Source organism: Alkalihalophilus lindianensis (assembly GCF_032843265.1).
Lineage (GTDB): Bacteria > Bacillota > Bacilli > Bacillales > Bacillaceae_D > Alkalihalophilus > Alkalihalophilus lindianensis.
Genome location: NZ_JAWJBA010000005.1, coordinates 1 through 14,323, shown reverse-complemented (window position 1 = coordinate 14,323; position 14,323 = coordinate 1). Strand labels below are relative to the sequence as shown.

General features: G+C 40.8%; 16 protein-coding genes, 1 rRNA gene and 1 riboswitch. Of the genes, 1 reads left to right on the top strand and 16 read right to left on the bottom strand.

All coding sequences use genetic code 11. The features are described from left to right. Positions 1 to 9: 9 nt before the first annotated feature. From purF to RYX56_RS14955, 15 genes are all read right to left on the bottom strand, one after another. The gene (purF, locus tag RYX56_RS15025; protein WP_317122870.1) at positions 10 to 1,422 is read right to left on the bottom strand and encodes an amidophosphoribosyltransferase; all 1,413 of its coding nucleotides are present in this window, start codon (positions 1,420 to 1,422) and stop codon (positions 10 to 12) included. Further along, complete coding sequence (gene purL, locus RYX56_RS15020; RefSeq protein WP_317122869.1) at positions 1,398 to 3,623, bottom strand: phosphoribosylformylglycinamidine synthase subunit PurL; 2,226 nt, start codon at positions 3,621 to 3,623, stop codon at positions 1,398 to 1,400. Before purL ends, purF begins: the two co-directional genes overlap by 25 nt. After that, a complete protein-coding gene (purQ, locus tag RYX56_RS15015) occupies positions 3,607 to 4,290 on the bottom strand; it encodes a phosphoribosylformylglycinamidine synthase subunit PurQ (RefSeq protein ID WP_317122868.1) in 684 nt (227 codons plus the stop codon). The genes purL and purQ overlap by 17 nt, the downstream gene beginning before the upstream one ends. Then, positions 4,287 to 4,538: a phosphoribosylformylglycinamidine synthase subunit PurS gene (gene purS, locus RYX56_RS15010; protein WP_317122867.1), complete on the bottom strand. Its 252-nt coding sequence runs from the start codon at positions 4,536 to 4,538 to the stop codon at positions 4,287 to 4,289. Before purS ends, purQ begins: the two co-directional genes overlap by 4 nt. Continuing rightward, positions 4,526 to 5,248 carry a phosphoribosylaminoimidazolesuccinocarboxamide synthase gene (purC, locus tag RYX56_RS15005; protein WP_317122866.1) on the bottom strand — a complete coding sequence of 241 codons (723 nt, stop codon included), beginning with the start codon at positions 5,246 to 5,248 and terminating at the stop codon, positions 4,526 to 4,528. The genes purS and purC overlap by 13 nt, the downstream gene beginning before the upstream one ends. 73 nt (positions 5,249 to 5,321) lie before the next feature. Then, a complete protein-coding gene (gene purB / locus RYX56_RS15000) occupies positions 5,322 to 6,623 on the bottom strand; it encodes an adenylosuccinate lyase (RefSeq protein WP_317122865.1) in 1,302 nt (433 codons plus the stop codon). Positions 6,624 to 6,673: 50 nt separating this feature from the next. Further along, positions 6,674 to 7,792, bottom strand: coding sequence for a 5-(carboxyamino)imidazole ribonucleotide synthase (gene purK, locus RYX56_RS14995; RefSeq protein WP_317122864.1), 1,119 nt, complete (start codon positions 7,790 to 7,792; stop codon positions 6,674 to 6,676). Beyond that, positions 7,789 to 8,274 carry a 5-(carboxyamino)imidazole ribonucleotide mutase gene (gene purE, locus RYX56_RS14990; RefSeq protein WP_317122863.1) on the bottom strand — a complete coding sequence of 162 codons (486 nt, stop codon included), beginning with the start codon at positions 8,272 to 8,274 and terminating at the stop codon, positions 7,789 to 7,791. Before purE ends, purK begins: the two co-directional genes overlap by 4 nt. A 129-nt stretch (positions 8,275 to 8,403) precedes the next feature. Continuing rightward, a riboswitch (purine riboswitch) is annotated at positions 8,404 to 8,507 on the bottom strand. A gap of 75 nt (positions 8,508 to 8,582) precedes the next feature. Next, positions 8,583 to 8,792 carry an NETI motif-containing protein gene (locus RYX56_RS14985; RefSeq protein WP_317122862.1) on the bottom strand — a complete coding sequence of 70 codons (210 nt, stop codon included), beginning with the start codon at positions 8,790 to 8,792 and terminating at the stop codon, positions 8,583 to 8,585. Between the two features lie 5 nt (positions 8,793 to 8,797). Then, complete coding sequence (locus tag RYX56_RS14980) at positions 8,798 to 9,337, bottom strand: DUF2179 domain-containing protein (RefSeq protein ID WP_317122861.1); 540 nt, start codon at positions 9,335 to 9,337, stop codon at positions 8,798 to 8,800. 138 nt (positions 9,338 to 9,475) lie between these two features. Then, a complete protein-coding gene (locus RYX56_RS14975) occupies positions 9,476 to 10,036 on the bottom strand; it encodes an isoprenylcysteine carboxyl methyltransferase family protein (RefSeq protein ID WP_317122860.1) in 561 nt (186 codons plus the stop codon). Next, positions 10,036 to 11,133: a type III polyketide synthase gene (locus RYX56_RS14970; protein ID WP_317122859.1), complete on the bottom strand. Its 1,098-nt coding sequence runs from the start codon at positions 11,131 to 11,133 to the stop codon at positions 10,036 to 10,038. The genes RYX56_RS14975 and RYX56_RS14970 overlap by 1 nt, the downstream gene beginning before the upstream one ends. Before the next feature lie 110 nt (positions 11,134 to 11,243). Next, positions 11,244 to 11,888, bottom strand: a complete 645-nt coding sequence (locus RYX56_RS14965; protein WP_317122858.1) for an MOSC domain-containing protein — start codon at positions 11,886 to 11,888, stop codon at positions 11,244 to 11,246. A gap of 20 nt (positions 11,889 to 11,908) precedes the next feature. Next, positions 11,909 to 12,925, bottom strand: coding sequence for a threonine aldolase family protein (locus tag RYX56_RS14960; RefSeq protein WP_317122857.1), 1,017 nt, complete (start codon positions 12,923 to 12,925; stop codon positions 11,909 to 11,911). 90 nt (positions 12,926 to 13,015) lie between these two features. Next, positions 13,016 to 13,231, bottom strand: coding sequence for a hypothetical protein (locus RYX56_RS14955; protein WP_047973063.1), 216 nt, complete (start codon positions 13,229 to 13,231; stop codon positions 13,016 to 13,018). A 298-nt stretch (positions 13,232 to 13,529) separates the two neighbouring features. On the opposite strand from RYX56_RS14955, the gene RYX56_RS14950 reads away from it, so the two are divergent. Beyond that, positions 13,530 to 13,853, top strand: coding sequence for a hypothetical protein (locus RYX56_RS14950; RefSeq protein ID WP_317122856.1), 324 nt, complete (start codon positions 13,530 to 13,532; stop codon positions 13,851 to 13,853). Positions 13,854 to 14,247: 394 nt separating this feature from the next. Here RYX56_RS14950 and rrf read toward each other — a convergent pair. Further along, positions 14,248 to 14,323 (bottom strand): 5S ribosomal RNA (rrf, locus tag RYX56_RS26235); the annotation flags it as partial.

The window sequence follows — 14,323 nt, the reverse complement described above, 5'->3', positions numbered from 1 at the left end:
TTTAAGTCTTTATACTTTTGCATGTGGATGTAGGGTATCTGCATAGATCTCTGTTGGATAAGTTCCTGTAAAGCATGCCAAACATTGTCCACAGTTTGGTGATTGATCATCACGTCCGATACCAGTCATTAACCCTTCTGTTGATAAGAATGCAAGCGTGTCAGCACCCATCATATCGCGCATTTCTTCAATCGAATGGTTTGAAGCAATCAGCTCTGAGGTAGTTGATGTATCAATTCCGTAAAAACAAGGATGCTTGATAGGAGGTGAACTTATGCGTACATGCACTTCTTTTGCTCCTGCTTCACGTAGCATCCGTACAATTCGTCTACTTGTCGTTCCACGGACAATCGAATCATCAATCATCACGACACGCTTTCCTTCAACGACACCACGCACAGCCGAGAGCTTCATTTTCACCCCTTGTTCTCTTAACTCTTGAGAAGGTTGAATAAATGTACGACCTACATAACGGTTTTTGATCAGACCAAGTTCGTATGGAATACCAGTCTGCTCCGCATACCCAATTGCCGCTGAAATACTTGAATCAGGAACACCAGTGACGACATCTGCTTCAACCGGAAATTCTAGAGCTAATTGCTTTCCTAGATTCTTCCTAGCTGTATGAACATTCACTTCATCAACATTACTATCTGGTCTTGCAAAATACACATACTCCATACTACAAATTGCTCTTGAAGTTGCACTAACAAAACGCTCTGAACGTAATCCGTTATCATCAATAATGACTAGTTCACCTGGCTGCACATCACGTTCATAAGTTGCTCCAATAATATCAAACGCACATGTCTCACTCGCCACCACATATGCGTCGCCTAGACGACCAATGGAAAGTGGACGAAGCCCCTTCGGATCAAGAGCTACCATTAATTGATCTTCATTCATTACAGCAAAAGCATAAGCCCCTTTTAACATCGCTAATGCATTCTTTAATTGGTCCTCAAGAGTGTAATAACCGCTGCGCTTAATTAGATGAGCTAACACTTCTGTATCTGAAGTAGATTGAAAAATACTACCTTGACTTTCTAATTGATGCTTCAAGTTGTTTGCATTCACTAAGTTACCGTTATGTGCGAGCGCTAACCCTCCACGTTGAGAGCGAAATAATAGCGGTTGAACATTGGCAAATCCGCCTCCGCCTGCTGTTGCATAACGAACATGACCGATTGCAGCTTTTCCGTGTAAAAGTGTTAGGTCTTCAGGACGGAACACATCATTAACTAGACCCATCCCTTTATGAACCGAGAGCTGCTCACCGTCTGTTACGACGATGCCAGCTCCTTCTTGTCCTCGATGTTGTAAACTATGGAGACCGTAATACGTAATTTGAGCAGCATCCTTATGGCCCCAAACAGCAAATACACCGCACTCTTCATTTAAACCTTTGATTTCAGCAAACATGGAATGGCTCCCTTCCAAGCCTTAGACATTTCATCCTTTTTCGCATTAATGACGGACTGTTCTGATGATGTACGAATAACAAGTGCATCATCGTTCGTCACTTCACCAATCAGTGTTGCCTCTACTACTTGTTCAAACTGAGCTTGATTTTCAGGTTTGACCGATACGATGAAACGCGATTGAGACTCTGCGAATAATTGTGAGATAATCTCACCATCTAACGTCACATGTGCCCCTACCTCTGTATCGATTACACTCTCTGCCAATGCAACAGCTACTCCGCCCTCTGCTACATCATGAGCAGATTCTACTAAGCCTGACTTGATTGCTTGTAAGAGCATTGCTTGGAGTGCTTTCTCCACGTTTAGATCAAGCGTCGGTGCCTTTCCAGAAATAGATCCATTGATCATCTTCTGAAGTTCACTGCCTCCAAACTCAGGCTTTGTTTGTCCAATAAGATAGATTAAATCGCCTGCTTCTTTAAAAGATTGGGTGGTAATATGATCCACATCTTCAATGAGGCCAACCATACCAATAACCGGTGTCGGGTAAACAGCTACTCCATTTGTCTCATTATAAAGCGACACATTTCCTCCGATAACCGGTGTTTCGAGCACTCGGCATGCCTCGCTCATTCCATCTGTTGATTTTTCTAGCTGCCAGAAAATCTCTGGTTTATCAGGACTACCATAGTTTAATCCATCTGTAAGACCTAGTGGTGTAGCTCCTGAACATACGATATTACGAGCTGCTTCAGCTACTGCAATTTGACCGCCCGCTTCAGGATCTAGATAGAGATAACGTGAATTACAATCGGTTGTCATTGCCAGTGCTTTACGTGTGCCACGAATACGTACAACCGCTGCATCAGATCCAGGTGTTACGACTGTATTCGTTTGAACCATATGATCGTATTGATCGTAAACCCATTCCTTACTTGCAATCGTCGGTTGAGCAAGTAATTGAAGCAACGTTTCTTTTGCATCCTCAATGTTCGGTGCCCAATCAGCCTGTTGTTGGAACTTTTCATAATAAGCTGGAACACTTGATGGCTTGTGATAAACTGGAGCTTCTTCAGCAAGTGCATCTACTGGTACATCTGCTACAACTTCACCGTTATGAAGAAGACGAAGGCGTTTGTCGTCTGTTACGACCCCAACTTCAGCAGATAATAAACCCCAACGATCAACGATATCTTTTATTTCTTGCTCACGACCTTTTTTAACGACGATCAGCATACGTTCTTGAGATTCTGAAAGCATCATTTCATAAGGCGTCATCCCTTCTTCTCGCTGTGGGATTAAATCAAGATTCATTTCAACTCCAGACCCTGCTTTACTAGCCATTTCTGCTGATGAAGATGTCAATCCCGCTGCTCCCATATCCTGAATACCAACTAATGCATCGGATTGGATCAATTCAAGACATGCTTCAAGTAATAACTTCTCCATAAACGGATCACCAACCTGTACAGCAGGTCGTTTTTCATCCGAATCCTCACTTAGCTCCTCTGATGCAAATGTTGCCCCGTGAATCCCATCACGACCTGTGCTTGCACCAACATACATCACCGTGTTGCCAACACCTTTTGCCTGACCTTTTTGAATGTCTTTATGATCAATTAAGCCAACACACATGGCATTAACTAATGGATTTCCTTCATAACAAGGATCAAACTGTACTTCTCCTCCTACAGTCGGTACACCGATACAGTTACCGTAACCTGCAATACCTGCTACAACTTCTTCAAATAAGTAGCGGACTTTTGGTGATGTTAATTCACCAAAGCGAAGAGAATTTAGTAACGAAATTGGACGAGCTCCCATTGAAAAAACATCACGTAAGATTCCACCAACACCTGTTGCAGCCCCTTGATATGGCTCAATTGCTGATGGGTGGTTGTGACTTTCAATCTTGAAGACAACAGCCTGTGAATCACCAATATCGATGATCCCTGCGCCTTCTCCTGGACCTTGGAGAACTTTCTCTCCTTCGGTAGGGAATTTTCGTAAAAGAACCTTTGAGTTTTTATAGCTACAATGCTCAGACCACATGACAGAGAATAATCCTGTTTCCGTATAATTTGGTGTGCGTCCTAAAATAGATTCAGCTAGAACAAACTCTTCATCTGTTAAACCCATTTCCAAGTAGAGTTTCTCTTCTTTTACACGTTCTGCTGTAGGTTCAAGTAGTAGCGACATGAGTTTCCCTCCAATTTCGTACAATTGATTGAAATAAAGCTAAGCCATCTTCACTTCCAAGCAATGCTTCTACTGCACGCTCAGGGTGTGGCATCATACCTAATACATTTCCTTGCTCATTCATAATCCCTGCAATCTGGTGACGAGATCCATTGATATTATCTCTATAACGGAAGACAATTTGTCCGTTTTTCTCAAGTTCATTAAATGTAGCGTCATCACACTCGTAGTTACCTTCACCATGAGCAACAGGTATCATGATTTCTTGACCGTTCTCATACCCTGAAGTGAACATCGTTTTTTCATTTTCAACGGTTAGAGCGGTTGGTCTACAAATGAATTTCAACCCAGCGTTTCGCTTCATGGCACCTGGAAGCAGTCCAGCCTCTAGTAAAATTTGAAATCCATTACATACTCCAAGAACAGGCTTTCCTTCATTAGCAGCATCAATTACAGCTTTCATAATAGGTGCAAAGCGAGCAATAGCTCCTGAGCGTAAGTAGTCACCATGAGAGAACCCACCTGGTAACAAAATGCCGTCAAAGCCTTCAAGAGATGTCGCGTGATGCCACACATACTCAACGTCCGCGCCTAGTGCATCACTTGCTGCATGATACATATCCGAGTCACAGTTTGAGCCAGGAAAGACGATTACAGCAAATTTCATGATGGGACAACCTCCTCAACTTCATATCGATAATCTTCAATCACAGTGTTGGCTAGTAACTTCTCACACATTTCTTTTACTCTCGTTTCTACTTGCTCTGTTTCGGCTACGACTAACTCTAAGTATTTACCAATGCGGACATCTTCTACTTCTTTATAATCCATTGTGTGTAAGGCACTCTTGACCGCTACTCCTTGTGGATCTAGTACACTCTCTCTTAACGTTACATACACCTTTACTTTGTACATGATGGACCTCCTAGACGAGTTAAAATTTCTTGATAACCAGCTTGCAAGTTTCCTAGATTGCGACGGAACAAATCTTTATCAAAGCGCTCATTCGTCTTGCTATCCCACAGTCGACAAGTATCTGGGGAAATTTCATCAGCTAAAAGTAGCTCTCCATCGGCCGCACGACCAAATTCTAATTTAAAATCAACTAAGCGAACACCGATATTATTAAATAACTCAATAAGAAGCTTATTTACTTTCTGAGCCATTTCTCTTAACTGTTCAACTTCATCGGCTGTAGCTGCTTCAAGGAGCGCAATATGGTCTTCCGTAATAAGCGGATCACCTAGCGCATCATCTTTATAATAAAATTCAACGATAGGCTGTTTGAGCTCTACCCCTTCTTCTAATCCAAGACGTTTTGCCATACTACCGGCCACCAGGTTTCTTACAACGACTTCGATTGGCACAATCTCAACTTTCTTCACTAGCTGATCTGTCTCAGATAAACGTTCAACAAAATGACTTTCTAGCCCTTGCTCATTCAGCTTCGTAAAGATCAGAGCTGAGATTTCATTGTTGAGTCTCGCTTTTCCTTCAAGTCGATCCTTCTTCTCTCCATTAAAAGCAGTCGCATCATCTTTATAAGAAATCCATAGAATATTCTCATCATCTGTTCGATAAATCTTTTTGGCTTTTCCTTCGTAAAGCTGCTCTCTTTTCTGCATTGTCCACCCTCACAATCGGAATATTGGCAATCTTATTGCTAGAGAAGGAGCTGCGCTCACTTCTCTTTTTCATTTAATTGTCTTTTAGACCTAAGCGATTAAAGATTGTGTCGACATGCTGCAAGTGGTAATTGTAATCAAAGCAATTATCAATTTCCTCTTTTGAAAGAACAGCTGTAATCGCTTCTTCTGCTTCCACTAACTCACGGAACTGAATGCCCTTCTCCCATGCTTCCATTGTTTTTGGCTGCACAAGATCATATGCTTCCTCACGAGCCATCCCTTTATCAATTAAAGATAATAGAACGCGCTGTGAGTAGATCAGACCATACGTGCGAGTCATATTGCGCTTCATATTTTCAGGGAACACAGTTAAATTCTTAACGATGTTTCCAAAACGATTTAGCATGTAATTCAATGCAATCGTAGCATCCGGCAAAATAATACGCTCGGCTGATGAGTGAGAAATATCACGTTCATGCCATAATGGAACATTTTCATAAGCTGTCAACATATGACCACGAATAACGCGGGCAAGTCCAGTCATATTCTCAGACCCGATTGGGTTACGTTTATGTGGCATAGCGGATGACCCTTTTTGACCTTTTGCAAAAAACTCTTCAACTTCACGTGTCTCACTTTTTTGAAGTCCACGAATCTCTACAGCGAACTTTTCAATTGATGTTGCAACCAGGGCCATAGATGCCATGTATTCAGCGTGACGGTCACGTTGCAATGTTTGTGTAGAGATCGGTGCTGCCTCAAGCCCAAGCTTTTCACAAACAAGTTCTTCAACACGAGGGTCAATATTGGCATAAGTACCAACTGCACCAGATAGCTTACCAAAGCGAACTCCTTCAGCCGCATGTTTGAAGCGTTCGATATTACGTTTCATTTCCTCATACCAAAGTGCAAGCTTCAAACCAAATGTTGTTGGTTCAGCATGTACTCCATGAGTACGACCCATCATGACCGTGTACTTATGCTCAATTGCCTTATCTTTAATAATTGACAAGAAACGCTCAAGGTCTGCTAACAAAATTTCATTTGCTTGCTTTAGTAAATACGATAAGGCTGTGTCTACAACATCTGTTGACGTTAGACCGTAATGCACCCATTTGCGCTCTTCTCCAAGTGTTTCTGAAACGGCACGCGTGAAAGCAACCACATCATGTCTTGTTTCTGCTTCAATCTCATGAATACGAGCCACATCAAATCCAGCATTTTCACGAATTTTCACTACGTCTTCTTTAGGAATGTCTCCAAGTTCCGCCCATGCTTCACAAGCTACAATCTCAACTTCTAACCATGCTTTATAACGATTTTCCTCTGTCCAAATGGCACCCATTTCAGGACGTGTGTAACGTTCAATCATCTAACCATCCTCCACTATTGAAGTAAAATACCTTACTCATTCTAGCACATTCACTTTGTTCTTCGCTTGAGCTTTTCGAGCGCTTCATCAACCGTCGCACCTAAAGCCGTTATATGCCCCATTTTCCGGTTGTACTTTGCTTCTTTCTTTCCATATAAATGGAGTTTTATTTCTTTTAAGTAATCAAGTTCTGAGATTGCTTCCTCTAAATGTTGGCCTAAAATATTCTCCATCACTGTTGCTTGATGTAAGTCTGTTGCTCCAAGAGGTAAACCACATATTGCTCTAATATGTTGTTCAAATTGTGATGTGTGACAACCTTCAATCGTGTAATGACCAGAGTTGTGAGGTCTTGGTGCGAGCTCATTCACGATCACTTCTCCATCACTCGTCACAAACATCTCTATGGCTAGTATGCCCACTAACCCAACGCCATCAGCTACCTTTTTAGCAATAGCTTCAGCATGACGGACCCACTCATCAGGTACCCTCGCTGGCACAATCGACTGATGCAAAATGTTGTTGACGTGAATATTTTCACTAGCAGGAAAGGTCTTCACTTCTCCATTTGTTGAACGGGTAACGATGACGGAGATCTCGCTATCAAAAGGCACCCAACCTTCAAAGACAAGTTCACCCACCTCAAGGAGTCGTCTTGCTTCTTTAAGAAATGTTGCTTCATCATCGACGACTGCTTGCCCTTTACCATCATAGCCACCTTGACATGTCTTCAATACGGCTGGAAACCCTATTTCTTTAGCGGCTTGTTGGCAATCATTTAACGTCTTAATGACTCTATAAGGAGCGACTTTAATGCCAAGTGAGGCGATCGCTTCTTTTTCACGCGCTCTATGTTGAGAGGTTCTTAATAATTCAAAGCCTTGAGGAAAATATGCTTTCTCAGTCAAGAGAGCTGCCGTATGGGCATCAATATTCTCGAACTCATACGTAATCACGTCTGAAATTTCCGCAAGCTTCTCAGCTGCATCTTGGTCGTCATAACGTGCTTCGATTACCACGTCAGCCACACCTTGGCAAGGTGACTCTAGTGTCGGTTCAAGAACGGCCGTCTTATAACCCATTTGTTTTGATGCGATACATAGCATTCTTCCTAATTGCCCGCCACCTATAACTCCAATGGTTGAACCTGGTCGAATGACTTGTTTCATAGAGTGTCACTACTTTCTAAGACTGCTTGTTTTGTCTCCTGACGTTTACTAATCAATCTATCTTGAATCTCTTTATTGGTCGAACCTAGGATTTGTACTGCTAGTAGTCCTGCATTTTTCGCTCCAGCACTCCCTATCGCTACAGTTGCAACCGGAACTCCGCCTGGCATTTGAACGATCGAAAGTAATGAATCTAATCCTTGTAAAGCCTTAGATTGAACAGGCACACCGATTACTGGTAATACCGTTTTAGCAGCTACCATTCCTGGTAAATGAGCTGCTCCTCCGGCTCCTGCAATAATCACTTGTAACCCTCGATCGATGGCAACTTCTGCATATTCAAACATCAATTCTGGTGTCCTGTGTGCCGATACCACTTTCTTCTCATATGGAATTTCAAGTTCTTCAAGCATCTCACAAGCATGCTTCATTGTGTCCCAATCGGACGTACTCCCCATAATGACTCCGACTACTGGCTTCATTCTATCCTACTCCTTTAGCTACATATCTAATCAATAAAAAAAGCGCAGAATTAGCTATCTTTGTCTACTCTAGGTGAGAGAAAGGAAGCTAATTCCACGCTTTCATGACACTTCCAGAATGAATGATCTTGAAGTGACACTTTCCCTCATAGTCCAACGATTTACGGTCATTGGGTAGAAACTTTCGGGCCTTATTCCCGTGAGATTATATGAGGTGATATTCTGTTTTCTCGCTTATTCATCTTCATCTTACAAGCACAAACGACATATGTCAACAAAAAGTCGAACGTTCGAAAAAAGTCAGACTATTATTGTTCGCTTTCTACTAACTTTCCTTCAAAGATGATTTTTTGTCTAATCGGTACATACTCGACTTGCTTCCCTTTCTTTTTTTCCTCAAAAACAGGCTCTTCCATACGTCGCACTGGTTGATAGCCCTCTTTTTGCATCCGATCTAAACAATCAGTGATCGTTTCATTTTCTCCAACTTCAAACTTCAATTTTTTCTTCTTTTTCATCTTTCCTACCTCCGAATTCCTTTTACCCAGAATCCACCGAAGAATGCTTTAGGCTCATGTGAGATAATAAAAGCTTTCGGGTCTAACTCTTTAACTGTTTGATAAAGGTTATGCTCTGATTTTCGTGATGTTAAAATTTCCATCATCAAACGCTCTCCTTCACGCCCATACGCAACCCAATTTGTTACCCCGTATCCTTTATCCCGCAGTGTATTTGGAATATCTGGTTCGTATTCTTTTGTAATTACATTAACGGTAATATACCCAAGAGCAAGTTTCTCTTCTACCTTCATCCCAATTATAACACCGATGCCATATCCAATTGCATAAGCAATCAGATTTTGTGGCTGATCTAGATTGTCTAGTACTAAGCTCAAACCTATAACATAGACAAGAATTTCAATCACACTTACCCCCGCAGCCAAATACCGTTGTCCTTTCAACGTAAAAATCATTCGAACCGTAAACAACGTAACATAAACCACATTAATTACTAAAATAATGACTACCATTGTTAACGCGTTTTCCATTAGCAGTGTAAGCATCCATTGGACCCCCTATTTCTACAACTCATTCCCGGCAAGCTTAACATGTAAAATTCGATTTAGAACATAGGAAGTTTTGTTGAAAAAAGAGAGTTTTTGTCTCTTGATAGACAAGAAAAATAGACTAGCTAGGCTAGCCTATTCATCGTAACTCGGGACAAATCGCCCTCTATCTTTGAAGACTTCTTCATAATTCGTAGCTTCTTTAAGTGCACTCTCTTCTTCTCTAATTCTTACGCGCAATACGATTACATTTAAAATCGAAAAGATGAAGGCCGTCCAATAGGCTTGAAAGATAAAAGGAAGAGCGAGGATTTCCATTGCTACAATCACATAATTAGGATGACGCATAAAACGATAAGGTCCCTTAGCGACTACCTTTGCTCCTGGTAAGATCATAATTCTCGTATTCCAAAAACGTCCAAGTGATGATAGAGCCCATACCCGGCCTACTTGAGCAATCAAAAATACGATTAATGGGATCAAAGACCACCGAAGCACTTCTGGACCAAAAAAAGAAATTTCTATAAGGAGTGCTACAAAAAAGAAAGCATGCAAGGCAACAATGTATTTATAATGCTCCCCTCCAGCTTCATATCCTCCTTGCTTCTTGATCCACCTAGCATTTTGATTTGCAATGATAACTTCGATTACCCTTTGGATCATAACGAAGCCAACAAATAGATAGACAAAGCCCATTAATGAACCCCCTCCCACTGAAGTAAAACTAACTCAGAGCAAAAGCCTGGTCCTAATGCAGCCATTAACCCGTATGAACCTGGCTCCATCTCTTGATTCATAAATTGTTCAAGTACATATAAAACGGTTGGGGAAGACATATTACCATGCTTATTTAAGACCTTTCTTGAAACCTCAGTCATTGTTTCTGGAATTGATAGGGTTTCCTCATAAGCTTCTAACACCTTCTTTCCACCGGGATGTGCAACAAAAGCATCGATCTGACCAGCTTCAAGATTGTTACGCGCTAAAAATTCATCGACGTTTGGCTTCAACCAATTCTTAATTATAGATGGAATGTTACGAGAAAATACCACATGCAACCCTGTATCCTTTACATCCCACCCCATTACTTCCTCTGTATCAGGCATAAGTGTGCTCATCGTTTGACGAATTACAGGACGTACAGATCTGTTGCTGTTATGTACCATTGAAGAATGATCACCAGATACTAAAGCACACGCAATCCCATCAGCAAATAATGATGTCCCTACTAAGTTACTCTTTGAACGATCATTTCGTTGAAACGTAAGACTACATAATTCAATACAAACAACTAATACATTGGACTCTGGATAGGCTCTACAGTATTCATACGCCCGACTCATTCCAGCTGCTCCCCCTGCGCACCCTAGCCCCCATATCGGAATTCGTTTCGTATGAGGAGAAAAAGGTAAGACATTCATGATACGAGCATCAATACTAGGTGTAGACATTCCAGAACTTGATACGAGAATAATCGCCTCAATTTCTTTCAAGTCAACTTCTTCTTTTAAAAACAAACGATTGTTTAAACATTTCTTTATACCTTCCGCACCATACTTCGTGGCTAACTGAATATAGAGATCGTTCTTTTCTTTTAACGTATGGTCCTCTTTAAACCAATTCATAGGTACTGCAAATTGTCTCTCGCTGATTTGGGCATTTGAAAATACAGTCAATAGTCTTTCGATATCTTGAAAGCTTTCACTAAATAGCTCACGCGCAAACTCTGTCGTCGTATCTTGGGTTAACGTATTGGGTGGTGCATAGGTACTTATTGAAATAATTGAAGGCATTTTATCAACCACCTACCTTATTGTTGTGGTTTTATTTTGCCCGAAAGCTTTTTTTCCATTCATTTACTCTGATGTAAACAAAAAAAGAACCCTTTCATTAGAAAGAGTTCTTACATGGTTGTGAGCTTTTTACGAAATGCATCCTGCCATTCTAAAGCTAGTTCCTTTATTTCGACCATCGCTTCTAGTTGTCCTTTAGTAGCGTGAGGATTATGCCTACACTCGTTAACTTCCATAATAGTTGGGTGCTCACTCCGTTTTTCAATTCGTATGAGCTCATTAGCCAAGGAGGCTTCTCCTTCTTTTACTACTCGAAAATAATAGCCACTAAACCCAGTTTCTTTCACCCATAGCGGAATCTTTGGTTGTTTATGCTTAAGCCCTAATTTGAAGCATGGGTGTCTTGGCTGGCTTACTTGAATGATTGCACTTCCAAGTTCAAAGACATCTCCAATATGTACGTCTTTTTCCAACCAGCCAATTAATGTTAGGTTCTCTCCAAAAGCAGAAGAGCCCACATCTTGACTTAACTTATTTTCCCAAAACGAATAATGCTCATATGGATAAGCACATATCGCTTTATCCACACCGCCGTGATGAATGAGATCAGCTTGTGTATCCCCATTTATTCCAGTGGAGTGTATTGAAACTACGTTTTCAGTGGGTTCTTTAAAGATACTTGTCTTTATTATTTTACTTCCATGCTCTATTTCACGTGGTATCCCCAGGTGAATGGCTTGAATTGACTTTGACATACCTACACTCCAATCTAGAATTATAAAGAATTAATTGTTTTTAATGCCTGAGTTATTTGCTGACTAGTAACGTCATAATGAGTGGTGAATCTAACAACAGATGGGCCAAATGAAACAGCCTTAATTCCATTTTCAGAGAGTTTATCAATATACTCAGTTGAGCTCATTCTTTTACCAGATACATCGACCAACACGATGTTTGTGTCGACATTATTTATTACCTCTAGACCAACGACTGCACCTATTCCCTCTGCAAGAACCTTAGCATGATGGTGATCTTCACTTAAACGATCCACCATCTCCGTTAAAGCAATAATCCCAGGAGCCGCTATCGTTCCTACTTGTCGTAAACCACCACCGAGTCGTTTTCTCCACTTGCGAGCTCTTGTAATGATTTCTGAAGAACCTGCGATAAGTGAGCCTATTGGTGCTCCTAACCCTTTAGATAAACAAATTTGAACCGTGTCAGCGTTTTGAGTAAATTCTTTAATTGAGCATTGCTTAGCAACAGCTGCATTAAACAACCTTGCCCCGTCTAAATGAACAGGTATTGCATGCTTTTTTGCTACGTTATATACGGCTTTCATGTTCTCCACTGAAACAATTGCACCACCTGCACGGTTATGAGTATTCTCCATGCAGATTAAACCAGTCTCTGGCTCATGAATATCATTGCCACGGATAGCTAACTCAAGTTCATCCGGATTCATCTCCCCTCTTACTCCAGAAATTGTCCTTGTCTGAACCCCTGCAAAAGCAGAAATAGCCCCACCTTCATAATAGAAAATATGCGAATCTTGCTCAAGTAATACTTCATTTCCACTTCTACAATGCGTTAGCACTGCAATTTGATTACCTTGGGTACCACTTGTCACAAAAAGAGCATCTTCTTTTCCTAATTTACTTGCTGCTAATTCTTCTAGCCTACAAACGGTTGGATCTTCTTTGTATACATCATCCCCCACCTCTGCATGATACATAGCATCTCTCATAGCCTGAGTCGGTTTTGTAACGGTATCACTTCTTAGATCAATCACTCTCTCACTCCTCATTCATATAAAAAACCTCTAGCATTAGAGGTTTCGTTTACTATTTATTATTATAGAGGACTTATTGAAACAATGTCTTCAATCTAGATCAATAAATTTTGAAAGGTAAGTTATGACTCCTTTTCTTCCTAGAGATTTAATTGCTTCAATCGTTTCAATGACTTGATCCAACTTCCCTTTTTCTTCTAATAAGATAATGACTTTTTGAATGCTGATCTTTTTGTTGGTTTTAGGTGAAATTAATTCATCTTCTTTTAAAATACCAAATTGATCTTCTAGATATTCTGTGAACAACCTCATCATCCCTTTCCGTGTTGTGTACCTATCTATTTAAAACTCAATTCTTTTCATTGGTGATGTTGATCTGATCTTAACTTATTAAAGCTTGTCTTCACCACCCCTGCGATAGTTTATCTCTCAAAGAAAAAGAAGATTCTTTCTGCTGCAAATTCCTCTTTTAAAAGTGGGACACATTACATCTTACAAACATAGGATAACTAAAGCCTCAGAGTCGATTTACTAACATTATTATAGTCGGACGGGCAATCAACTTTTAAGGCACAAAAATATATCAAAAGAAAGGAGGACCACAGTGTTAAAAGAACTCCAACCACTCATTTTATTTTTCACTCTTTTCTTATTGATAGGTTTCAGCATAATGAGCTATTTAGGTTATCACATGATTGAGACTAAAACGGAGAGAGTGGTTTTGCTTAAAGAAGAGATCATAGAAAAACACGAAGCAGGAGACTCTGTTACAAGTGAATTGAGGCAATACACACACGAAATGCAAACGTTAGAGAAGCAGCATCGTTTATTATATACATGGTACTTTAAATACCTTTTTGAATACCCTGAGCTTACACCAATGTATTGGGACAGGCATAATTCAGAGTTATTAATAGGAGAAAGATAGCTAGTTGAGGTAAGAGATGTTTTCTAAGAAGCTCACCAACGACAATGAAGCCGACTTAGTTAAGACTAATAAGCTCTATTGCTCCCCTCTACCTTTTATGCATCAAAAAAAGCATTCCATAAATGGAATGCTTTATCTCCTAGCAACGTCCTGGCTCATTCTTTCTCTTCTACGGGGATGAATTTTCATGCCGCTTTGCTCCGCAGCTTTTCACGTTTTTTGACGAAGAGAAAGCACTCGTCTCACAGGGGGAAAGCACGGTGGTTACTCATAGAAGCTTCTTCAGGAAGTAGTCGAAGAAGCTTCTGCCCCGTCGGACCAGTAAGCTCTATTGCGCCCCTCTACTCTCTCTTATATATCAAAAAAACCATTCCTTATCGGAATGGTTTCAGGTGCCTGGCAACGTCCTACTCTCACAGGGGGAAGCCCCCAACTACCATCGGCGCAAAAGAGCTTAACGACCGTGTTCG